The sequence below is a fragment of the Peribacillus sp. NPDC101481 genome, from assembly GCF_044767165.1.
In the GTDB taxonomy this organism is placed as follows: Bacteria; Bacillota; Bacilli; order Bacillales; family DSM-1321; genus Peribacillus.
In genome coordinates this window covers 541105-562152 of record NZ_JBIWNJ010000002.1, presented here as the reverse complement: position 1 = coordinate 562152, position 21048 = coordinate 541105, and the positions used below count along the sequence as shown (strand labels likewise).

Sequence of the window (21048 nt, the reverse complement as noted above, 5' to 3'; positions counted from 1 at the left end):
AACTTCCACTTTCCGAAGAAAAAAAGCCAGCTGGTATTCAGCTGGCTTTCAATCACCCTTTGTATCTGCATTTTCAACAGTTGAAATCCGTTCGAGCATGGTTGGATGGGAATACCTCAGCCATTTAACCAGGAATGGCGGGTTGACCTGACTCAAACCCGACCTCGTGAGTTCCTGGAAAGTCGTGATTGCTGATTCTTTATCCCCGGTCATTTCAATGGCGTAACGGTCAGCCCTTGTTTCTTGATATCTGGAAACATAATTGGACAGCGGACTCGAAGCAAAGAGCAGCACAGACGTTATTAAGAGAAATAATGGAAGAGATGATATGCTGTCAACCGAACGGACCTTTAACAGGTGGCCCCAGCGTCTAATGATAAAATTCATTATTTTCGATGTCAGCCACAAACCGATTAAAGTCAGTCCTAAATAACCTGCAATCCCTATATAAATGTGCTTTTCCACATAATGAGCCATTTCATGTGCCATGATAAAAAGGATTTCATCTTCCTTCAGTTTGTTCAGAGTCGTATCCCAAAGAACTATTCTTGAGTTGGAACCTATGCCGGTCACGTATGCATTCAAGGCATTTGTCTTTTCCGCCATATTTACTTCATACACATGTTCAGCCGGAATTTCAGCCTGTGACGCAAGTGCCAATATTTCCGTTTCCAGCTCTTTATTTTTTAGCGGGTAGAATTCATTGTACAGCGGATCAATCACTACAGGCTGAACAAACATCAGGAACAAGGTAAATGGAATGGACAACATCCAGGCATAGAGCCACCACTTCTTCACACTTTTCTTCATTAACCAATATAAAACGGAAACGATAATGAACATCATCCCAAAATTCACCCAGAATTCAATAACTCCATCCTTCATCCACGAGGTAAAACTTTGTGTACTTATATGGTAACTTTTGCTCATCCGATATCCAATGAAACTGATTGGAAACAGTGCCAGGTAAGAAATAACGGAAAGCCAGAATAAGTAAATGCCCGTTCTGATCGCTTTCCTTCTCGAGACCGCCTTTGACGACTTTTCAAATGCTTTTGATAAACCAAATAGTAAAATGAAGAAATACAGCAGCCATTCATATGGCGTGGATACGAAAAAAATGAAATTCCGCAGCCCTGAATATTCTTCGCTAAGCTTTAGTTCCCTTGCATTCAGGAATGTTGCAGGATCTGCTGCAGTTCCACGCAAAGCTTCGGGAATGGAGGTATCAGCTCCATAAAAAATATACCAATACATCGCTGCTGCATAAAGGATATATAATAGAATCGCTCTGCCAGCCCATTTTCTGACCATGATGCCCCTCCTTAAACCGAATCTCCCTCTTAATAGTTTAATCCAAAATGGACAGGTTAGAACCGCATTTACCTTCTATATATTTATTCTTTTCAATCTCCATCATTTTCTTGATTCTTTATTATCCACCAGGCGGAATGATGCATATGCAGAGGCATTTTTAAAAAGCTGAGGGCTGGGTGGGTTAAACGATTTTGTCTCTCTGCCGCTACCTAATTGTTTTGGAATGTGACTCCGATAAAGAATCCGTGAAAACGATTAACGGGGGGACGGACATGAGTAAGTCATCCCTTCATCCCGCTATTTTGAAAGCTATACAAAAGCGCAATAAGCTCCGGTCGATTATTAACATTCAGTTTTCTGTAAATCCGGCTTATATAGTTTTTTACCGTGCCGATGGATAGAAAAAGTTTTTTTGAAATTTGCTGATTCGTTTCCCCTTGGGTTATCAGGATAAGCAGTTCATACTCGCGTTTGGAAAAGGCCCCCAATTTTTCGATTGCCTTATCCAAAGTTACTGGTGATCTTTCAACATTCTGCTGCAGTTTCTTCATTAATATTGATTTTATTGAGGCAGGATAGACTATTTGACCATTGGCACATTGACGGATTGCCGACAGCACTTGTTTCATTCCGCCACCCTGTAACACATAACCTGCTGCACCATGGCATATCGCTTCGATAAGATAATGATCTTCTGAATAGGCAGTAAAAATGACGAAAGGAGTAAATGGGTGTTTTTCCTTTAGAATTGGCATGACTTCCTGTCCATACTTCCCTGATGACCGGGCATCAATAAGAATGGCATCTGGCATGACTGATGGTCTATGATCAGAATCAAGAAGGTCCATTTCATTTCCGGTTATCCCTATGACCTTAATGTCTTCTTCATTTTCGATGATTCCCTCAAGTCCTCCCTGACCACCATATATCATTAGCTTAATCGACTTCATAACTTCACCTGTTCTTTTCATTATTTGTTATTAATCCGATCGTTTTTATAATTTCCCGCAGCGAAATAGTTCTAATGGTCTATATTTTACATCATTAATTCACCTGATAACAAATTTAAACTGTAAAATACTTTAATTAAATATGCTCCTCCTGACATAAAAAGGCTATCAACCCGTTTGCCTTCAGGATGATAGCCTTTTTCTTTGTTCCTCATCTATGAGCGTATCAAGTTTCATGATGCTCTCCTTTGCCCGTGGAAAATCAATTTTGCGATAATGGTGTTTTCCACCTTCTTCTTCATCTTTTTCGTCGGCCCATTTGACGACTTGCTGAAGCGGTGTACGAATAATATCATTTGAAGGTAAGAACGAATCGGTGTGAAATAAGATGGCGAGGGAAATGGTCTTTGCCTTAATCGGGTTTTCTCCCAAGCGGATTAACAGTTTATGTGCTCGTTCTGCACCTTTTATGGGGTGAATATCATTTTGTTTATACAGATCATAATCCCATTTACCATTGCGATACCAGGTGAAATGACCCATATCATGCAAAAGTCCAGCTTTAGCAGCAATATCAGGGTCGACATTATATTCGTTTGCTAAGTGAAAAGCATGGTATGCTACCGCAATCGCATGTGACAGCCCTGAACGGTTCAAGTATTTTTGAGCAATGGGATGTGTAAAAATATCCAAAAGCTTTACATCTCTCATCTAACCCCTCCTTACAATTATGTGGAAATTTTTAATGACTATCATAACTCTTTTCTAAACAAGAATCAAGGTTTTAAGTTTCTCCGATATATTTTATGCAGCTTGATACACTTTGGTTGTACAAAAAAAGGACCATTGCCGGTTATAGGCAATGATCGATCAATGAATTCAGTTTTGCAGTACATGGTTTTTCAAAGAGCGTCGTAAAATTTTACCTGTCGCGTTTTTTGGAAGTTCATCCAAAAATTCAATTTTTGCCGGTACCTTATATTTGGCCAAGTGTTCCATGCAATAGGAAAGCAGTTCTTCCTCGGTCAATGCATTGTTTTTCTTTACCACAAAGCATTTAACCACTTCCCCCTGATTGGGATCGGGAACGCCTATGGCAGCCGCCTCAACTACTTCAGGATGGGCATACAGAACCTCCTCCACTTCACGTGGATAGACATTATAGCCACCGACGATAATAAGCTCCTTTTTACGATCTACAATGAAAAAATAGCCTTCATCATCCATCCTGGCTAAATCGCCTGTATATAACCAGCCATCTTTCAAGACAGCGGCTGATTCTTCAGGCATTTTATAATACCCTTTCATTACATTCGGACCTCTGACAATCAATTCCCCTACCCCATTGATCGGCACTTCTTCTCCAAGCTCATTGACCACTTTGTTTTCCACCCTAAGGATGGAGGTTCCGATGGATCCCGCCTTCCTTGGACGATCCAAAGGATTGAAGCAGGTAACAGGAGAAGCTTCGGATAGGCCATATCCTTCTGAAACCCTGACATTAAATTTCCGCTCGAATGATTCAAGCAAGGACACCGGCATGGCGGATCCGCCCGATATGCAAATGCGTAACGACTTTAAAGCATCTTCTTTCGCATCTGGATATTGGAAAAGAAAGTTATACATCGTAGGCACTCCAGCAAAAACGGTCGCATCATATTTTTTGATTTGACTGAATATTTCCTTTGGACTGAATTGCGGGACAATTAAAAGCGTACCTCCGCTTATCAATGGGGCATTCACAACTACCGTTAAACTGAAAACATGGAACATTGGCAATGTCGTAATGACACGGTCACTTTCCGTGATTCTTAAATATTCACCAATATCATGTGCATTGGAGTAGATATTGGTATGTGTGAGCATGGCCCCCTTTGGTTTCCCCGTTGTTCCCGAAGTATAGAGTATGATTGCCGTATCTTCAGGATCCAGTTCTGGACCTTTAAAGCCTTCATCCCCCGATTCGATCATTTTTGTAAACGATTTCATTTTTGGGTAGATGTTAAATTTGCTAATATCCCCATTATCAGACTGCGTTTCACAAATCACATATTGTTCTACGCTTGAGAGAATCGGGTTCATTTTCTCAAGTAAGGGTAAAAGCTTATCTAATGCCACAACAACCTTTACATCGCCATTATTCAGGATATAACCAATCTCGTCAGGTGTGTAAATTGGATTGACGGGAATTACGGTCGCCCCTGCTCGCATAGCTCCATACAACGAAATGATGAAATGTGGAGAGTTGCCTAATAGCAGCGCAATGTTATCACCCTTTGAAACACCAAGCCTATGTAATTCGTCTGCGAACTTCGTAACGGCTTTATCCAATTCCCCATATGAAGTGGATTGATCCATAAAGTAATATGCTGGCTTACCTGCCTTTTTTAAAGCCATTTGATGAAGCTGTTCAGATAAATTCATCTTTCTCCCTCCCCTGCAAATAGCATGAATGAATAGTCATTCATTTTTATGGTAAACTAAATACATTTTTATTATATTAAAAGAATGCGATCACAGCAACAATTTTATCCATATTCCAGCAATTACTGTCATTATCAGGAACAAAAGCCATCCCATTAAGTCGGGACGGCTTTTCAGGCTTAATATATTAAAGCCAATATTTCTTCTTTCGTTACATTGCCAAAATAATGACGAACATCAATCTCATCTAGTACCCTGCTGATTGCTTCCTTTTCATAGCGTATTCCAGTAAGCTTTTGTTCAATATCCGTAACCTCTCCGACCCCGAAGAAATCGCCGTAGATTTTACAATTTTCAATGATTCCCCTGTTCACTTCAAGGCGGATATCAACAGATCCCACAGGGAATCTATGTGAGTTTTGCAAGTTGAATTTAGGTGATTTCCCGTAATTCCACTCCCAGTTTTGATATCTTTCTTCCGAGATTTCGTGAATTTTCTCCCAATCCGTCTCGGTTAAAACATACTCTGTTACCTTTCCGCTCTCTTTGAAAATATTTTGCAGAAGGAATGAACGGAATTCTTCAACAGACATCGGTTCTTTTAGGAAATCGGCAATATTACCGACACGGCTTCTTATCGATTTAATCCCTTTGGACTCGATTTTATCTTTTTTCACTTTTAAAGCGGATACAATGTGATCCATTTCTGATTGAAACAGCAATGTCCCATGACTGAACATCCTGCCCTTAGTTGAGAACATCGCGTTTCCCGAAATCTTCTTTCCTTCAGCCAGAATATCGTTACGACCACTCAATTCAGCATGTATTCCTAGTTTCTCGAGCGTTTCCACGACAGGCTGGGTGAATTTCTTAAAGTTATGGAAACTATCCCCATCATCTCTCGTAATGAAGCTGAAATTGAGATTCCCTAGGTCATGATAAACCGCTCCACCCCCGGAAAGGCGGCGAACAACTGTAATGCCATTTCCATCTACATAATCGGAATTGATTTCTTCAATCGTATTTTGATTCCTTCCTATGATGATTGAAGGACGATTAATGTAAAATAGAAGATAGGTTTCATCTATATTTAAATGTTTAAGCGCATATTCTTCGATGGCCAGATTAATTCTTGGATCTGTAATTCCCTTATTATCAATAAAAAGCACAGTTGTTCCTCCTTGTAGACTTCATATCCCCGATGTTTCATTTATAGTTGAAATTCAAGATTGGTTTTGGCTACAGCTATTTCTCTTTTGAATACCTCGGATGCTTCTTTTTTCAGTTGATCAAGATTCCCATAATGCGGGAGGTGAGTTAACAGCAAAAGCTGGACGTCAGCCTTTTCTGCCAGCATGCCCGCTTCCCTTGCCGTCATATGCCCCGCCTTTGACCCATCCATATCACTGTAAAAGTTACTTTCACATAATAAAACATTTGCGTCTTTAGCGAAATCTGCAAGCTCATCCATATATGAACTGTCACCTGTGTAAACTATCGAATGATTTTCAGCTTCAATCCTCATTGCAAAACAAGGGACTGGATGTTTCGTTTTCATGAACGTAAATTTACACGGTCCAATGGTTAAGGGTTGATCAGCAGAGAAAGCTATCCCCTTTGTCACGTCTTTATAAGTTAACTTACCAAATTCGACTTCGTCCAAATCATGACCATAAATAGGAATGGTCCTTTTTTCGCTGCCCAATATCTGCTGTATGAACGCAGCGTGCTGCAGTACACCAATATCCGCTACATGATCCGGATGATAGTGGGATAATACAACTGCACCAAGATCCTCCGGCTTCATATGGTTTTGCAGCTGTGATAGAACACCGCTGCCACAATCAAGCAGAATGCGAAAATCTTCATATTCAAGCAAATAGCCGGAACTTGCCTCATTTTTAGCTGGATAACCGCCCCAGCAGCCAATTACGGTGATTTTCATGCTTAGGCACTCCTTTTTTTCTCTCAATGACTTCCCCATTAATATAAACTATTCTTGCCCTTATTTCACCTTTTTTACTTATGTTATAAAACATTCATTGACATTTAAAATCTGTTATAATACAATAAAACCATAGAAAAGCGAATAATAAAAAAATTCAGGAGATGATTTCATGCTTCAAAGTAGCGTTGAGTTCTTTAAAAACCTGCCACCGAAACAATGCACGGAATGCGGAAAAAAAATTGAAGAACAGCACGAATGTTATGGAAACCACTGTGATCATTGCCTTTCTGGAGAGTAGTTGTCCTGTGTTTCACCATCCGCTTCCCAAATAGCAGGATGAATTCATATATGGTTTCGGTTTCGCAGCTGAAAACCCGAAATAAAAAGAAGAGGTACCGAACAGTATCTCTTCTTTTTATTTCGGGTTCATTGCATTTGAGCAAAAAAAATAGAATTATCACTTAACGGATAATCCTTTGAATAAATATATTTTAAATAGTTCAGCAATTTCCTCTTTCTCTAATGGGGCATGGTTCCTTTCCCAATCAAAAATCAGTGCTAGGTACATCTTTAACATCAGGAATGCTGTTATCTCTGGATCGCAAGGCTGTATATAGCCCTTATCAATCGCTATTTTTAGTTTTTCCTTAATGTAGGAGACAATGGCTTCTTCCATTTCATTAACCATTTCCTGAACGGCCGGCGTCCCAATTTCGCGCTCTTCCTGAAGAAGTTTCAAAGATAATTGATGTTCCTGCCTGAACTCCAGAATTCGATAAACGGCCCGATGCAGGTTTTCAAAAAAGGAAAGTTGGTCATCCAAAGATTGTTCCGCCTCATATTTCATTTCCTCTATCAACCGCTGAACGATTTCTTTAAACAGCTCTTCTTTATTTTTATAAAAGGTATAAATGGTCCCTTTTCCCACATTGGCAATTTTAGCGACTTGATCCATCGTCGTTGCCTTATATCCAAAAAGTGAAAACGACTTGGTCGCAGCTTCTAAAATTAATTTTTTACGATCAACAGACATTTCCCACCTCAATCCTGACCAAACGGACAAAACAGTCATTATGTTCAACGATATCATACCAAAAATTTTCAGTCTTTTCAATTATATTTTCAATTACTTATAGAAACAATGGCTATCCTCATTACTGGACAGCCACTTTTTCGAGTATTCATTTAAATCACCAAGGTCAAGTAAAAAGAAAGCGGCGCTTTTCCAGTTGTACAACATCTTTCAACTTCACATGTAAATATGTAGAGCACATTGCAAACATTGTTAAACTACTTTCTCCTATTGACTGATCACTTTTCCTGTAATCTGTTTAAAATGATTGTTGCCAAAGCATCGATGAATTCAGGTTTAACATTGGGCATATCCGGCCTATAGTAGCCTGCACCAATCTCTTCCGTCACAACCTTACATTCATAATCGTTATCATAAAGGACTTCAAGGTGCTCGGCAACAAAGCCGACAGGAATATAAATGAAAGCTTTATAACCTTTTGCTTGATGAAGATCTCTGGTTAAATCCTGTACATCAGGTCCCAACCATGGTTCAGGTGTTTGTCCAGCGCTTTGCCAGCCTACTGCATAATTGCTAACCAATGCGCCTTCAGCAATCATGTCTGCCGTTTCCTTCAGTTGATTTGGATACGGATCTCCCGATTGCAGGATTTTTTCAGGGAGGCTATGTGCCGACACAATCAAAGCGAAGTTATCGCGTTCTTCCGAGGTCATTTTCCCGATTACTTCTTTTACTTGGTCTACCCAATATTGGATGAATTTTGGCTCATCATACCAGCTTTCAACGGAAGTGATGGTGAGGTTCCCCAATTTAGCTGCTTCATCCTGGGCACGTCCATTATAAGACTTCACGCTGAATGTGGAAAAATGCGGAGCCAATACTATACTGACAGCTTCTTTGATTCCATCTTCATGCATTTGTTTCACTGCGTCTTCAACAAAAGGTTCAATATGTTTCAGTCCAAGATATGCCTTGAATTCAACTTCCTCCTGAACGGAATTCAATTTCTTTTCAAGCGCTTCAGCTTGTCCTGCCGTTATTTTTGCAAGCGGGGATAATCCACCGATCGCTTCATATCTGCCCTTTAGGTCGGCAATCAATTCGTCGCTTGGCCGTCTCCCATGACGAATATGTGTATAATACCTTTCAATATCCTCTTCAGTGTATGGAGTACCATAAGCCATGACTAAAAGGCCCATTTTTTTTCTTGACATGAAGTTACACCTCTTTTAAAGATTTCGTTCTTTAATTGTGCATCCAATTAAGGAGTTTTAGCAAATGGTTCGCTCACCTTACTTCATTTTTGATGAATATTCATGAATGAAAGCGGTCAGCCTCTTCAGTGTATCCGGATTTACGGACGGGAAAACCCCATGACCAAGATTAAAGATGTAGCCGTCCTGCTCCATGCCCTGATCCAGGATCCTTTTCGTCCGTTCTTCTATAACATCCCATGAAGATAATAGCAGGGCAGGATCTAGATTACCTTGTACCGTTTTCTGGATTCCCATTTGTCTTGCTTCTGTAATTGGCAGTCTCCAATCAAGCCCGACTACATCAATCGGAAGATCATTCCACTCAAGTGCCAAGTGACTTGCGCCGACCCCGAACATGATTAGCGGTACATTTTCTTCACGCAATGATGAAAAGATACGAGTCATGATCGGCTTGATGAATACGCGGTAATCTTCAACATTCAAAGCACCCACCCAGGAATCAAAGATTTGGATGGCTTTAACGCCGGCTTTGATTTGCGACTTGACATAGATGATGATCATATCCGCTAACTTATCCATTAATGCAAACCATGCCTTTGGCTCTGTATACATGAAAGCTTTCGTCTTATTGTAGTTTTTGGAGGGGCCGCCTTCAATCATGTATGAAGCAATGGTGAACGGAGCCCCGGAGAAACCGATCAAAGGAACGGACAATTGCTCCGTGGTCAATAATTTAATCGTGTCCAACACATATGGGATGTCTTTCTCTGGGTTCAATTCACCTAATTTTTCAACATCTGATACCGATTGGATCGGATTGGATATGACCGGACCGATTCCGGACTTAATCTCAACATCGACACCAATGGCTGGTAGCGGTGTCATTATATCTTTATATAAAATCGCAGCGTCTACATCATATTGCTCGACTGGCAATCTAGTTACATAAGCGCATAATTCCGGCTGATGAGTAATTTCAAAAAGAGAGTACTTCTCTTTCAATTTACGGTATTCCGGCTGTGAACGGCCGGCCTGACGCATATACCAAACAGGCACATGATCCGTTTTCTCTCCTCTCGCAGCTTTTAAGAATGTATCATTCGTAATTTCCTTAGACATTAATATCCACCTTTCAAGCAATCACGTTTCTATTTTTATTCATTACCTACATAGAATATCAGAAGGATGTTGAATTTCAAATCGAATCTCCTTAAACTATAGCTTTTTCTATAATAGAAGTATAGCCAACCTATATATTTGTCAGAAAATCGACGTTTTTATAAATACCTTACCGGTTTACAAGCCCAATGGTTAGTTTGGAAATGGTAAAAGCATTATTCATTGGGTAAAATGGGTATACAGATACTATATAAGAATTGGAGGGGAATTTATGAATGTATTCATCACATCAGGTACTTATGATTTTTTGAAATTAAAAAAAGATAAGCACCCGAATGAAAAAATATTACTTATGCAGAATGCTCAAAACACAGTACTTTTACATGAAACAACAGGTAAAACGCTCTTCAGCTCGCCACGTAAATATGAGGTAGTCGATGGGAAGGGAACTCTTCAAGATCATGGATATGTGGTCATGAACAATATTCCTGTCAGTGAGGAAGGACGGCCGGTATTTGAACACCGTTTTAAAAACAGGGCCGGATTCATTGAAAATGAACCAGGCTTCGTTGCCCTTCGTATCCTGCGTCCAATCAACTCTGAAACATATGTAATCTTAACGATTTGGGAAAAACAATCGGACTTTATGAACTGGAAGAAATCCAGTTCATTTCAGCAGGCGCATAACAGTGACTCCAAACCTCCTGTTACGAATTCCAGCCAGAAGATGTTTTCAGGTGAAGCCTTTGTAACGCAGTATACATTGGTGAAAGATTCTGAGGAATAGACTATTTACTGCTTAATAAGAGGCCCATTTCCTCAAGGATGGGCCTCTTTGATTTAAGCTCGAGAGTTTATTTAGGATAGCCAAAATGATATAGCTCTGTTGTTGATGATTATAACGTGTAAAACAATCCGACAAATTCCTTCTTTATTTCCGGGGAAATACAACGGATATTTACAAATATTTTATCTGAATCCTTTTTTCAAAGTACTCTAGGCCCCAGGAATTTATGCAATTTAAACAAGGTTAAACTATATGCTGCGCCTAATGCATAACCTGCGAAGATATCAGTTGGAAAATGAACCTTCATAGCAATCCTGCTGACACCAATTAGCAGAATGAGACAAAAGAAACCGATTCCTAATGCCCATTTCAATGAGTTTCCTTTAATTTCTTTCATGATTAAATAAGCAACCATACTGAAGAAAATAAGGCCCACCATTGCGTGGCCACTTGGAAAACTGAAGCCAGCGGTATCCATCAAATGATTTTCAGGGCGCACTCTTTTTACATGATTTTTTATCCACCCGTTTAACACATCACCCCCAGCAATTCCGATAGAGAAGACGGCCATGGTCCAATAATCCTTCTTTATTATCCACAAATAGAGAACACATAATAAGCTTCCAAAACCAATGAACTTGGATTTCCCAAGATAGGTAATGGTTTTGAAGAAAGTGAACGAAAAAGTATTTTCACCTACCGAAAAAAGTTCCGCAACATATGTATCGAACGCTAAAGCCTCCTCACTTTGGACTTCATGCATAAAAAAAAAGAATAGCAACATGCAAAGCAAAACCAAAGCAATCCAGAAATATTTAATCATTATATATCTCTCCTCGAGGTATTTAATATACTTTGGATTATTCAGAATATGATATACTATTTACAATTAATCCAATCATTGGGAGGTGCAAAATGATACAGCGATTACACGATCTTCTAGATGGTTCATATGAAGAAATGGTATCCATCCGGCGTTATCTTCATCAAAACCCCGAGCTTTCTTTTCAAGAAACCCAAACGGCGGCCTTCATCGCCGGATATTATGAAAAACTTGGAATCGAACACCGAACAAATGTAGGCGGTAATGGTGTTATTGCCAAGGTCACAGGCAGTAAGCCTGGTAAAACCGTAGCATTGCGCGCTGATTTCGACGCCTTACCCATTCAAGATGAAAAAGAAGTTCCCTATAAATCTTCCGTACCCGGGGTAATGCATGCGTGTGGACACGATGGCCATACAGCGACACTCCTTGTCCTTGCAAAAAATCTGAATGAACTGAAGGATGAGCTCGAAGGTGAATATATATTTATCCACCAACATGCTGAAGAATATGCTCCAGGGGGTGCCAAACCGATGATTGAGGCTGGCTGCCTTGATGGAGTGGATGTAATTTTCGGCACCCATTTATGGGCAACGGCCCCAACCGGAACAGTCCAATACGCTTATGGACCCCTTATGGCCGCTGCTGACCGTTTTGAAATCACCATTCAAGGGCAGGGCGGGCATGGAGCCCAGCCGCATAAAACCCGTGATGCAATCGTAGTCGGCTCTCAGCTCGTCATGGCCCTGCAGCAAATCGTGAGCCGCCGCCTAAACCCAATAGATTCTGCAGTCATTACCGTCGGTTCCTTTGTAGCAGATAATGCCTTTAACGTCATTGCAGATAAGGCTAAAATAATCGGGACCGTCCGCACATTCAAGGAAGATGTCCGTTCATTCATTAGCGAAGAAATAGAGCGGATTGTTAAAGGAACCTGCATAGCTGCGGACTGCACCTATGAATATCAATACTTTCAAGGTTATCCAGCTGTTATTCCACATGTTGAGGAAACAAAATTCCTCATCGAAAGCACTGAGTCGGTCAAGGAAGTTTTGATTACAGAGGAAATTGACCCGGATATGACAGGTGAAGATTTTTCTTATTATTTACAAAATGTAAAAGGTACATTCTTCTTTACGGGAGCCAGGCCAAAAAATGAACATACATATCCGCATCATCATCCTTTGTTTGATATTGATGAAAATGCGATGCTCATTGCAGCCAAAATATTAGGCACTGCAGCGGTAACTTATCACAATAAGAAACAATCATCCCAAATGGTGAATGAATCTTTATTGCGGTAATGGTGAAGGGACGGGTTACCCCCGTCCCTTACTCTTTAAGAAGTCTGATTCGGTAACAATTGACAGCCGTTTCCCCAAGATGTTCCAACAAATGATGGTTGGCATATCCACCGACAGCTGCCCCAATACCTGGAACGAGCTGGAACATTTTGATGACATCGATGTGATCGCGATATTCCTGCTGAAATTCTTGCCAGTCTATTTCCGGCCTTTTCCCTGAATCCCATTCCTCTATTACCTGTAAAGTTTCCAATTTCTTCTCCTCGCTTGAAAATGCCATCTGGAAGATATGGAGAATGAATAATCGTTCCTCATATTTATTTGGATCGAAACCGTATATACGGGATAGTTCGAATAATAATTTCATCTTGATGCTAAGCAGTAATGGGAAATCAGCCAATCCAATTAAAAGCCCTGCCGCTCCGGTTCCCACACCTTCTATAACGGCCGTTTTCCGATATGCCGTTACAGTTTCCGCAACCCACTCTTCTTTTTGCTGCAAGGATAGTAGCACTACATTTTTTTCTTTAGACATATATTTAGAACCTGATAATACGGCCTCTATCATCCCTTTAATACTATCAGTAATCATTTTGTGCACTCGGTCTGGAATATAACTATTCAATTTGATCTGCGCTTTTTTGGACATCCGCTCAAGCCTGCCAGATTTCTTGGCTACTTTCTTTTTCCATGATATTAGTTCCGAAAATGCCTTTTGTTCATATTCATCCATTCATTTAACACCTCCGTTAAATATGTATATACCCCCTACGAGGCTTTTATTTTCAATTTTCATAAAATCAACTGAAACGTTTTTTTTGAGGGTTTGTAAAATTCGAACGTTGTTTTCCACTCCAGGCTTGCGCCGAGGAGGCTTGGCAGACAGTCGGCGCAAAGGGAGAAGATTTCTGAAATCAACTGAAACATTAATAAAGAAAAAGCTGATTTTTTGAAAATCAGCTTCTGCTTAAAAGTTTTTAATTTTCTTTGCTGCATAGATTTTAAAACCGAATATGAAAACAAGCCCCATTGCCAAGGCGGCTAAAGCGGACATCCATTCCCCTTTCACTAGCAGGACTAAAATGAAGACAAGGTCCTCAAATAATAGGAAATAGGAAATTAGCTTTATGACCGCAGATTCTCTCATTTTTGCTGGCAATGGATATAGTGAGACCCATACTTTCCATTCATGAGCCTTCCAAACCGGCAGCAGTTGCAGGGCTGTCATGAATAGGAACATGAACGTTACAATCAAATGTGCCCATATGTTAGTGAATACACATAAAATCACGGATCCAATGATAGTTAAACGCAAACAAAGTCCCACATAATCATTGGATCGCAGCAGAGTACGGGCGTAAAGATAGGTATAAGTTGATTTATCACCATACGGAATGAGTGATAATAGCCAGTCCATCCATTTCCTTCTCGCTACCTTCCCTTTCAAATGAGGAACATCTGTAAACATGTTCGCTATTCGATAGAAAGAATTCATCCGTTTGTTCTCCAGTTCCACCAGCCGTTCCCACTTCAGCACAAAACCTTTAGTTGCGCTTCGGTAATACATGTAAAGACCTAACAATAATAAGAAGGTTATAAGTGCAAACAGTATATTTGCCCTTGAACAGATGAAATAAAGAATCACTCCATTAAGTAAAAAACGGATGAGAGAATCCCAATGGCTCACTGATGTATCCTGATATTTCAATACCAGCCAGCGCATGGTTAAATTCAAAAACTTCAAAATAAGCAATACGACCAGGATAATTCCAAGGTCCTTACCTCCTGCCCCCGTAACTTTCGAATACATCGGTATCGATGCAATCAGGACAACAAGAAGAATAAAGCCTTGCATGACCCAGCTTAATATCAGTGAATTCTTGAAATAGCTTCTCAACTTCGTTTCAAGCGGAAGCAGGAATACCGTATCGGGTTCTTTCAAGAAAGTATTTATCGGGCTTCTGGTTACAATGATCGATAAAACTAAGGCCATGATCAATTCAGCAGGGAAATCACTGTTTAACGTCTTCACCCAATCACTGTAATAATATGCTAAACCACCTAGAACCAATACCATGACAAAAACAAGATGGCCATTAAAAATATAACGAAGATATTTTTGCGTTTCATTTATATAGCCTAAATATCTTTCCTTCCAGAGATTTTGACTATTCATGACCGATTTCTTCTTTCGTCAATTGGATATATAAATCGTCCAGAGTTGCCCCCGGCATGGAAAATTGTTCACGAAGCTGCTCAAGGTTGCCTTTTGCCCGAATTTCTCCATTATGCAATATGATGAAAGAATCACAATACCTCTCGGCTGTCGCCAGTATATGTGTAGACATTAAAATTCCCGCACCGCTCTCTTTCATCTTCCTCATCAAGTCAAGCAAGGATTGAATGCCTAATGGATCAAGACCCACGAATGGTTCGTCGACGATATATAAAGACGGCTGCACTAAAAAGGCGCACATGATCATGACCTTTTGCTTCATTCCCTTTGAAAAATGTGCCGGGAACCATTTAAGCCTTTTCTCCATATGGAATTCCTTTAACAGAACGTCCATCCTTTCTTTATATGTGGCTTCCGCCAAACCATGTGCCATGGCCGTAAGCTTTAAATGCTCCTCAAGTGTAAGCTCATCATACAGAATTGGCGTTTCTGGAACATAAGTGAATTGTTTACGATATGTATCCGGGTCCTGGGCAAGTGTTTTACCATGAATCGAGACACTTCCGCCTTTCGGCTCCATGAGTCCGATGATATGTTTGATTGTCGTACTTTTCCCAGCCCCGTTGAGCCCAATTAACCCTACTAGCTCATTTGGCTGAATTTCAAAACTTATTCCTTTTAAAACGGGCGTTTTCGTGTATCCGCCCACTAATTGCTTTATTTCCAATAAGGACATATAAACGATCCTTTCTATATAGAGGTTCTTATTTCCATTTTATCAAATTCTCCTGCTTTTATATAGTCGAGTGTTCCCGGAACTAAATTTCCATAAATAACTAATTATATTTCTCCTCCTTTGTGGTCATCATAATTAAGGAAGAAGGGGTTAGTCATTACGTGTGATTCACATCATATTGTAAATGAGGTGTCAGTTAAAGACGTATTACACTGAAATACCCATAAGATTTATTACAAATGATTCACATCATATTGTAAATGAGGTGTCAGTTAAAGACGTATAACTGAATTAAACCAGAAGCTTCATAAAAAAAATCGTTTCGAGCAAGGAGATGGTTCTCTTGCACGTAAAAGCAGAAAAATCATTCAATAATTATCAATTATGCTTTGAAAGTTGATGAAACTTTAAAGATATAGGAGATGGTTGCTTTGAATGGAAAATCTCTAATCAGATAATAACCGTATTTTACTAAAATGTAGATGAGGTGTTTGTCGCAGAGAATTTATGCTAATGCGAATTTTGAAGCAAAACCCCCTTTTTCGACAGGCAGGGTGCAACTTAATGTTGCATCCTGTTTTTATGATTTTTCCTTTTCTCAAGGATTCAAGCTATGGTACGATTAACCAAATACATTAACTTTTAAAGGAGCGTTTTTAATGAGTGATTGCATATTTTGCAAAATAATCGACGGGGAAATTCCAAGCAGTAAAGTTTTTGAAAATGAACATGTATTGGCCTTTCTCGATATCAGTCAAGTAACAAAAGGCCATACACTGGTAATACCTAAAGTACATAAGGAAAATCTTTATGAGTTGACACCTGAGATTGCCAAGAATCTTTTTGAAGTGGTACCGGAAATTGTCCGCGCCATGAAACAGGAATTCCAACCTGTAGGCCTGAACCTTTTAAACAATAACGGGGAAGCTGCAGGACAGTCCGTTTTCCATTTTCACATGCATTTAATTCCACGACATGGGGAAGGTGACGGCTTTGGGGCAGTTTGGAAAACGAATACCAGCGACTATACACCAGATGACCTGAAACAAATCGCTGACTCCATTGCACAGCATTTAAAATGAACTGCTGGCACATGAAGGTTTCTTTATCCTTTCTTAATATCTTTTTAAAAGAATCGACGCTTGTTGCATGAAAAAACAATGATCCTAATTTGGTCCTCACTTTAAAGTGCAGGACCTTTTTTTACTTTGGCCTATCATTAAAATGGATTGTCACTTAAAATTCTAAATTTTCCTCCTATTGAATTTAGTTTTCTGGTAGGATATATGAATAGTCTCAAATACTTTATCACATAGTCGCATAGGAGGAAAAAAATTGAAACGTGCACGCAATTTTAACGCTGGGCCAGCCGCCCTTCCCTTAGAAGTTTTACAAAGAGCCCAAAACGAATGGTTGAATATTGAGGATTCCGGTATGTCCGTCATGGAATTAAGCCATAGAAGTTCGGAATTCGAAAAAATTCATAACCATGCCATCCAATCATTAAAAGACCTTATGGAAATTCCTGAGAATTATGAAGTTCTCCTGCTGCAAGGAGGAGCAAGTCTGCAATTCTCCATGATTCCCATGAACATTTTGAATGATGGAAAAAGGGCAGATTATGTCCTCACTGGTTCTTGGTCGGAAAAAGCATTAAAAGAAGCCAAAAAGGTTGGTGAAACGGCCGTAGTCGCTTCATCCAAAGATGAAAAATATACGTTCATCCCTAAAGTCGAAGATATCAAATTGAATGATGATGCTGCATATCTTCATATCACAAGCAATAATACGATTTACGGAACACAGTGGAAAGATTTCCCGGAAACAGGCAACATTCCTTTAGTAGCCGATATGTCAAGTGATATTCTCAGCAAAAAGATTGATATTAGTAAATTCGGCATCATCTATGCAGGTGCACAAAAGAATCTAGGTCCGTCTGGAATCACTGTCGTAATCATCCGTAAAGACTTAATAACGGATAATGACAAAATCCCGTCCATGATGAACTATTCTATCCATTCAAAAAATAAATCTTTATACAACACTCCTCCGACATTGGCCATTTACTTATTGTCCCTTGTGTTGGATTGGGCAAAAGAACAGGGCGGCGTGGAAAAGATTGCTGAGATCAATGAAGAAAAAGCAAAAGTCATTTACGATGCCATTGACGGCAGTGATGGTTTTTATAAAGGCCATGCCCTACCGGACAGCCGTTCATTGATGAATGTAACGTTCACGCTTCCGTCAGAAGAAGCTGAAGCACAATTCCTTAAAGAAGTGAAGCAAGCTGGATTCGTAGGACTGAATGGTCACCGTTCCATCGGTGGCTGCAGAGCTTCCATCTATAATGCGGTCCCTCTATCCCATTGCCAGGACCTTGCTGATTTCATGAAGAAGTTCCAGGAGTCGTATAAAGCGAAGGAAGCTCAAACCCTATAAATCAAACAAATATGACTTCTAAAAAAATAGGTCTTATGATATACTATGTTAAACTTCTTGCAACAGGCAATAGTGCATTGTTGAAGAAAAAATGTTAGTTGAGATGAGAATAGGAGAGATGAGTAAATGAAAACGAAAACCCTTGTGTCACTGTCCCTATTAATCGGGATTGGGGCTGCCCTGCATTTTATCGTACCTGGATTCTTCCTTGGAATGAAACCGGATATGATGCTGTTGATGATGTTTTTGGCGATTACCCTGTTTCCCGCGAAGAAGAATGTATTCATTGTCGCCCTGGCTGCTGGAGCCATCTCTGCCATGACAACTACATTTCCTGGAGGACAGATTCCAAATATCATAGACAAATTGGCAACAGCCTTTCTGTTTTACCTTTTATTCATCAGTCTTAAGAAGTTTTCAACATCCGTTGTCACCGTTAGTATCTTGACTGCCGTAGGAACAATGATTTCCGGCGCTGTCTTCCTTGGTTCGGCTTATTATATCGTTTCCCTTCCAGGGCCTTTCGTTGCACTTTTCGGCGCTGTTGTACTTCCTGCCGTACTGTTAAATACAGTTGCGATGGTCATCATTTATCCAATTGTGAACGGCATCGTTAGAAAATCAAATATACCCATTAATGCATAAAGCGGGATCATCATACCTTAAAAAGCACCGGAATGTCCGGTGCTTTTTTTCCAATCTTATGAATCTGGAATTCTAGTCACAATCATCCTCCAATGATCAATGAATCAATATCCACATAAACCAAATGAAAAGCAGTAAAGCCCCAGGGAGACCCATAGCGAAGGCTCTAGCCTGGAGCACCCTCTTGGGCGGATAGATGCCAGGAGTTTTTGCTTGCCTTAGAAAATACCCCATTCCGCACAGGCATATCAGGCCTAATAAAAAAATGATTTTCATTATTAACCCACCAGTGCCATCCATGTTCCGACAGCTTGTTTTTATTATCTATATGCTGCTCTTCCCTTTATATGTAGCATTATTAATAAAGCTTCAAGTTATTTTTAAATATTATATATTTACTCTCTAAGTTTAAAAAAATATTTTTGTGATATAAAGATAAAATGGTCGATTCTCTTCCATAAGGATGAAAATTATGGTATTTTGATATCAATAGTATTTCTCTCCCTATTTATCATAATTTCCAATTGATGCAGCAGGGATTCAGACCATGGAAAGCGAAAACATATTATAAAATGAGGTGATCCTAATGAAAGCAAAATCATTACTAATTGGCTTTTTGACCGGAACAGTAGTAGCTGGTGCGGCAACCTTACTTTCAACACCGAGTTCAGGTAAAGACCTACGGACCCGCATCAAAACGAATACCGACGAAATTAAGAATACAATTGATGAGTTAAAGGTAAAAATGCTAAATATTAAAGATGACACGATGGAAGCTTCACAAATCAGCAAAGAAACGGTAAAAACGTTCATTTCGGATGTTCAGGTCGTCATCGAGAGCTGGAAGCGGGAAATCGAGCCCAATAAGAATGAATTATTGAAGAACGTTCAGGAAATTGAAAATTCATTGAAAGAATTGGAAGCGGCAGCACCTACTTCTAAAAATTAATAGCTGGCATCGACACACAAGCTTGATTCTCCATTTTTCCCAATAAATTACATGGTTTATTGGAGAAGAATGGAGAATTCATTAAAAAACTAAAATTTTCTAAAAATTTTGCAAATATTTATCTTTATTAATTTTTATTTTATTGTCATAATAAATATATAGAATCTTATAAGTAGGTGAGCCCATAATATGCAGAATAAAAATTATTCTATGAAAGAAGCAATGATTTTTAGTCAACGAATTGCACAATTAAGCAAAGCATTATGGAAATCAATTGAAAAAGATTGGCAGCAATGGATCAAGCCCTATGATTTAAATATCAATGAGCACCATATCCTTTGGATTGCCTACCATCTTAATGGCTCTTCCATTTCAGATGTTGCAAAATTTGGGGTCATGCATGTTTCTACGGCATTTAATTTTTCAAAAAAATTAGAGGAACGCGGGTACTTAACATTTTCAAAAAAAGAAAATGACAAAAGGAATACCTATATAGAGATCACAGCGGAAGGTGAAAAAATCCTACTTGACTTAATGGAGACATATGACCCAAGTAAGAACTCTGCTTTCTCGGGTGCACTCCCACTGCGTGAGCTTTATGGCAAGTTTCCGGATATGATTGAAATGATGGCCATCATCCGAAATATATACGGTGAAGACTTCATGCAAATCTTTGAACGATCCTTCGATAACATCGATCAGGAGTTTACTGACGTGGAGGGTAAAATCACAAAAAAAAAGATAGAGAAAGAAACTGAGCCAGTTTAATCTCATACTCTATCCATTTCCTTCATGAATGATACATATAACCCCTGTGCGAGGCATGCATCAATGCATTCCTTTGTGGTTATTTTTGGATTAACCTTTCTTTCAAATTGATTAAAAAGCGGTCGAAAGTTCATATACCCTTCCGCTTTTTCTATTTCATAGCGTTTGCTCAAGATATCACATGTTTCCAATAATTCTTCCGCTTCCTTCTTCGTGAAATTTTTTTCCACAAATAGATAGTCCAACTTGGCCTCCGGATTGCGTATAAGGTTCAACAAAAGCCGTTGATGAAAACGGAGTATTTCTATTTCTTCATTTATATTTTTCATACATCACTAATCCCCAATCGATCATTCAATTTAACATAAAAGCTTATAACCAATTTTTGATTCTTCACACTCAGTAATCCTACT

At 39.4% G+C, this 21048-nt stretch carries 23 protein-coding genes; 8 read left to right on the top strand and 15 right to left on the bottom strand.

The window, feature by feature from the left end; all coding sequences use genetic code 11:
• Positions 1-48: 48 nt before the first annotated feature.
• The 6 genes from ACIROD_RS12710 to ACIROD_RS12685 all read right to left on the bottom strand — a co-directional run bounded on the left by ACIROD_RS12710 (position 49) and on the right by ACIROD_RS12685 (position 6636).
• Entirely contained in the window at positions 49-1314 is a 1266-nt protein-coding gene (locus ACIROD_RS12710; RefSeq protein ID WP_230177348.1) for a M48 family metallopeptidase, read from the bottom strand.
• 284 nt (positions 1315-1598) lie between these two features.
• Entirely contained in the window at positions 1599-2267 is a 669-nt protein-coding gene (locus ACIROD_RS12705; RefSeq protein ID WP_260356903.1) for a LuxR C-terminal-related transcriptional regulator, read from the bottom strand.
• A 183-nt stretch (positions 2268-2450) separates the two neighbouring features.
• Positions 2451-2978 (bottom strand): HD domain-containing protein, encoded by a 528-nt coding sequence (locus ACIROD_RS12700; RefSeq protein ID WP_101224165.1) that lies wholly within the window; start codon positions 2976-2978, stop codon positions 2451-2453.
• A 168-nt stretch (positions 2979-3146) separates the two neighbouring features.
• Positions 3147-4691, bottom strand: coding sequence for a fatty acid--CoA ligase family protein (locus ACIROD_RS12695; RefSeq protein ID WP_402941261.1), 1545 nt, complete (start codon positions 4689-4691; stop codon positions 3147-3149).
• A 179-nt stretch (positions 4692-4870) separates the two neighbouring features.
• Positions 4871-5860 carry a lipoate--protein ligase gene (gene lplA, locus ACIROD_RS12690; protein WP_101224167.1) on the bottom strand — a complete coding sequence of 330 codons (990 nt, stop codon included), beginning with the start codon at positions 5858-5860 and terminating at the stop codon, positions 4871-4873.
• A gap of 41 nt (positions 5861-5901) precedes the next feature.
• Positions 5902-6636 carry an MBL fold metallo-hydrolase gene (locus ACIROD_RS12685; RefSeq protein ID WP_101224168.1) on the bottom strand — a complete coding sequence of 245 codons (735 nt, stop codon included), beginning with the start codon at positions 6634-6636 and terminating at the stop codon, positions 5902-5904.
• Positions 6637-6808: 172 nt separating this feature from the next.
• Here ACIROD_RS12685 and yhfH point away from each other — a divergent pair, with 172 nt between their 5' ends.
• Positions 6809-6937 carry a protein YhfH gene (gene yhfH / locus ACIROD_RS12680; protein ID WP_101224169.1) on the top strand — a complete coding sequence of 43 codons (129 nt, stop codon included), beginning with the start codon at positions 6809-6811 and terminating at the stop codon, positions 6935-6937.
• 159 nt (positions 6938-7096) lie between these two features.
• Here yhfH and ACIROD_RS12675 read toward each other — a convergent pair whose 3' ends face one another.
• The 3 genes from ACIROD_RS12675 to hemE all read right to left on the bottom strand — a co-directional run bounded on the left by ACIROD_RS12675 (position 7097) and on the right by hemE (position 10008).
• Positions 7097-7672: a TetR/AcrR family transcriptional regulator gene (locus ACIROD_RS12675; RefSeq protein WP_402941256.1), complete on the bottom strand. Its 576-nt coding sequence runs from the start codon at positions 7670-7672 to the stop codon at positions 7097-7099.
• A 278-nt stretch (positions 7673-7950) separates the two neighbouring features.
• On the bottom strand, positions 7951-8886 hold the full coding sequence (gene hemH / locus ACIROD_RS12670; protein WP_402941253.1) for a ferrochelatase: 936 nt from the start codon (positions 8884-8886) through the stop codon (positions 7951-7953).
• Between the two features lie 78 nt (positions 8887-8964).
• A complete protein-coding gene (gene hemE / locus ACIROD_RS12665; RefSeq protein WP_101224172.1) occupies positions 8965-10008 on the bottom strand; it encodes a uroporphyrinogen decarboxylase in 1044 nt (347 codons plus the stop codon).
• 271 nt (positions 10009-10279) lie between these two features.
• Between hemE and ACIROD_RS12660 the strand changes: the two genes are divergently transcribed.
• Positions 10280-10795, top strand: a complete 516-nt coding sequence (locus tag ACIROD_RS12660; RefSeq protein ID WP_034314668.1) for an antibiotic biosynthesis monooxygenase family protein — start codon at positions 10280-10282, stop codon at positions 10793-10795.
• 199 nt (positions 10796-10994) lie between these two features.
• Here the strand turns inward: ACIROD_RS12660 and ACIROD_RS12655 are convergent, their stop codons facing one another.
• Entirely contained in the window at positions 10995-11618 is a 624-nt protein-coding gene (locus ACIROD_RS12655; RefSeq protein ID WP_402941249.1) for a phosphatase PAP2 family protein, read from the bottom strand.
• 92 nt (positions 11619-11710) lie between these two features.
• Here ACIROD_RS12655 and ACIROD_RS12650 point away from each other — a divergent pair, with 92 nt between their 5' ends.
• Complete coding sequence (locus tag ACIROD_RS12650; RefSeq protein WP_230177342.1) at positions 11711-12922, top strand: M20 family metallopeptidase; 1212 nt, start codon at positions 11711-11713, stop codon at positions 12920-12922.
• 28 nt (positions 12923-12950) lie between these two features.
• On the opposite strand, the gene ACIROD_RS12645 is transcribed toward ACIROD_RS12650, so the two are convergent.
• From ACIROD_RS12645 to ACIROD_RS12635, 3 genes are all read right to left on the bottom strand, one after another.
• The gene (locus ACIROD_RS12645; protein ID WP_402941245.1) at positions 12951-13655 is read right to left on the bottom strand and encodes an EcsC family protein; all 705 of its coding nucleotides are present in this window, start codon (positions 13653-13655) and stop codon (positions 12951-12953) included.
• A gap of 234 nt (positions 13656-13889) precedes the next feature.
• Positions 13890-15098, bottom strand: a complete 1209-nt coding sequence (locus tag ACIROD_RS12640) for an ABC transporter permease (RefSeq protein WP_402941242.1) — start codon at positions 15096-15098, stop codon at positions 13890-13892.
• A complete protein-coding gene (locus ACIROD_RS12635; protein ID WP_101224178.1) occupies positions 15091-15834 on the bottom strand; it encodes an ABC transporter ATP-binding protein in 744 nt (247 codons plus the stop codon). Before ACIROD_RS12635 ends, ACIROD_RS12640 begins: the two co-directional genes overlap by 8 nt.
• 659 nt (positions 15835-16493) lie before the next feature.
• On the opposite strand from ACIROD_RS12635, the gene ACIROD_RS12630 reads away from it, so the two are divergent.
• The 3 genes from ACIROD_RS12630 (at position 16494) to ACIROD_RS12620 (ending at position 18918) form a co-directional block, all read left to right on the top strand.
• Positions 16494-16916 (top strand): HIT family protein, encoded by a 423-nt coding sequence (locus tag ACIROD_RS12630; protein ID WP_402941238.1) that lies wholly within the window; start codon positions 16494-16496, stop codon positions 16914-16916.
• A gap of 253 nt (positions 16917-17169) precedes the next feature.
• Positions 17170-18273 carry a 3-phosphoserine/phosphohydroxythreonine transaminase gene (gene serC / locus ACIROD_RS12625; RefSeq protein WP_101224179.1) on the top strand — a complete coding sequence of 368 codons (1104 nt, stop codon included), beginning with the start codon at positions 17170-17172 and terminating at the stop codon, positions 18271-18273.
• A 126-nt stretch (positions 18274-18399) separates the two neighbouring features.
• Positions 18400-18918 (top strand): tryptophan transporter, encoded by a 519-nt coding sequence (locus ACIROD_RS12620; protein ID WP_076367276.1) that lies wholly within the window; start codon positions 18400-18402, stop codon positions 18916-18918.
• A 96-nt stretch (positions 18919-19014) separates the two neighbouring features.
• Here the strand turns inward: ACIROD_RS12620 and yhzF are convergent, their stop codons facing one another.
• Positions 19015-19194 (bottom strand): membrane protein YhzF, encoded by a 180-nt coding sequence (gene yhzF / locus ACIROD_RS26215; RefSeq protein WP_101224180.1) that lies wholly within the window; start codon positions 19192-19194, stop codon positions 19015-19017.
• A gap of 310 nt (positions 19195-19504) precedes the next feature.
• Between yhzF and ACIROD_RS12615 the strand changes: the two genes are divergently transcribed.
• Entirely contained in the window at positions 19505-19867 is a 363-nt protein-coding gene (locus tag ACIROD_RS12615; RefSeq protein ID WP_101224181.1) for a YtxH domain-containing protein, read from the top strand.
• 189 nt (positions 19868-20056) lie between these two features.
• The gene (locus ACIROD_RS12610) at positions 20057-20635 is read left to right on the top strand and encodes an HTH-type transcriptional regulator Hpr (RefSeq protein WP_034314691.1); all 579 of its coding nucleotides are present in this window, start codon (positions 20057-20059) and stop codon (positions 20633-20635) included.
• Between the two features lie 2 nt (positions 20636-20637).
• Here the strand turns inward: ACIROD_RS12610 and ACIROD_RS12605 are convergent, their stop codons facing one another.
• Positions 20638-20964: a DUF1878 family protein gene (locus tag ACIROD_RS12605; RefSeq protein WP_101224182.1), complete on the bottom strand. Its 327-nt coding sequence runs from the start codon at positions 20962-20964 to the stop codon at positions 20638-20640.
• Between the last annotated feature and the right edge of the window lie 84 nt (positions 20965-21048).

What these genes read in the sequence shown, in the direction of transcription:
- ACIROD_RS12640 (WP_402941242.1), bottom strand. Translation starts at nt 15,098, where the DNA reads ATGAATAGTCAAAATCTCTGGAAGGAAAGATATTTAGGCTATATAAAT.
- ACIROD_RS12655 (WP_402941249.1), bottom strand. Translation starts at nt 11,618, where the DNA reads ATGATTAAATATTTCTGGATTGCTTTGGTTTTGCTTTGCATGTTGCTA.
- ACIROD_RS12660 (WP_034314668.1), top strand. Translation starts at nt 10,280, where the DNA reads ATGAATGTATTCATCACATCAGGTACTTATGATTTTTTGAAATTAAAA.
- ACIROD_RS12710 (WP_230177348.1), bottom strand. Translation starts at nt 1,314, where the DNA reads ATGGTCAGAAAATGGGCTGGCAGAGCGATTCTATTATATATCCTTTAT.
- ACIROD_RS12630 (WP_402941238.1), top strand. Translation starts at nt 16,494, where the DNA reads ATGAGTGATTGCATATTTTGCAAAATAATCGACGGGGAAATTCCAAGC.
- ACIROD_RS12650 (WP_230177342.1), top strand. Translation starts at nt 11,711, where the DNA reads ATGATACAGCGATTACACGATCTTCTAGATGGTTCATATGAAGAAATG.
- ACIROD_RS12645 (WP_402941245.1), bottom strand. Translation starts at nt 13,655, where the DNA reads ATGGATGAATATGAACAAAAGGCATTTTCGGAACTAATATCATGGAAA.
- ACIROD_RS12605 (WP_101224182.1), bottom strand. Translation starts at nt 20,964, where the DNA reads ATGAAAAATATAAATGAAGAAATAGAAATACTCCGTTTTCATCAACGG.
- yhzF (WP_101224180.1), bottom strand. Translation starts at nt 19,194, where the DNA reads ATGAAAATCATTTTTTTATTAGGCCTGATATGCCTGTGCGGAATGGGG.
- ACIROD_RS12700 (WP_101224165.1), bottom strand. Translation starts at nt 2,978, where the DNA reads ATGAGAGATGTAAAGCTTTTGGATATTTTTACACATCCCATTGCTCAA.
- ACIROD_RS12610 (WP_034314691.1), top strand. Translation starts at nt 20,057, where the DNA reads ATGCAGAATAAAAATTATTCTATGAAAGAAGCAATGATTTTTAGTCAA.
- ACIROD_RS12615 (WP_101224181.1), top strand. Translation starts at nt 19,505, where the DNA reads ATGAAAGCAAAATCATTACTAATTGGCTTTTTGACCGGAACAGTAGTA.
- hemH (WP_402941253.1), bottom strand. Translation starts at nt 8,886, where the DNA reads ATGTCAAGAAAAAAAATGGGCCTTTTAGTCATGGCTTATGGTACTCCA.
- ACIROD_RS12705 (WP_260356903.1), bottom strand. Translation starts at nt 2,267, where the DNA reads ATGAAGTCGATTAAGCTAATGATATATGGTGGTCAGGGAGGACTTGAG.
- ACIROD_RS12685 (WP_101224168.1), bottom strand. Translation starts at nt 6,636, where the DNA reads ATGAAAATCACCGTAATTGGCTGCTGGGGCGGTTATCCAGCTAAAAAT.
- ACIROD_RS12620 (WP_076367276.1), top strand. Translation starts at nt 18,400, where the DNA reads ATGAAAACGAAAACCCTTGTGTCACTGTCCCTATTAATCGGGATTGGG.
- yhfH (WP_101224169.1), top strand. Translation starts at nt 6,809, where the DNA reads ATGCTTCAAAGTAGCGTTGAGTTCTTTAAAAACCTGCCACCGAAACAA.
- ACIROD_RS12635 (WP_101224178.1), bottom strand. Translation starts at nt 15,834, where the DNA reads ATGTCCTTATTGGAAATAAAGCAATTAGTGGGCGGATACACGAAAACG.
- ACIROD_RS12675 (WP_402941256.1), bottom strand. Translation starts at nt 7,672, where the DNA reads ATGTCTGTTGATCGTAAAAAATTAATTTTAGAAGCTGCGACCAAGTCG.
- hemE (WP_101224172.1), bottom strand. Translation starts at nt 10,008, where the DNA reads ATGTCTAAGGAAATTACGAATGATACATTCTTAAAAGCTGCGAGAGGA.
- ACIROD_RS12695 (WP_402941261.1), bottom strand. Translation starts at nt 4,691, where the DNA reads ATGAATTTATCTGAACAGCTTCATCAAATGGCTTTAAAAAAGGCAGGT.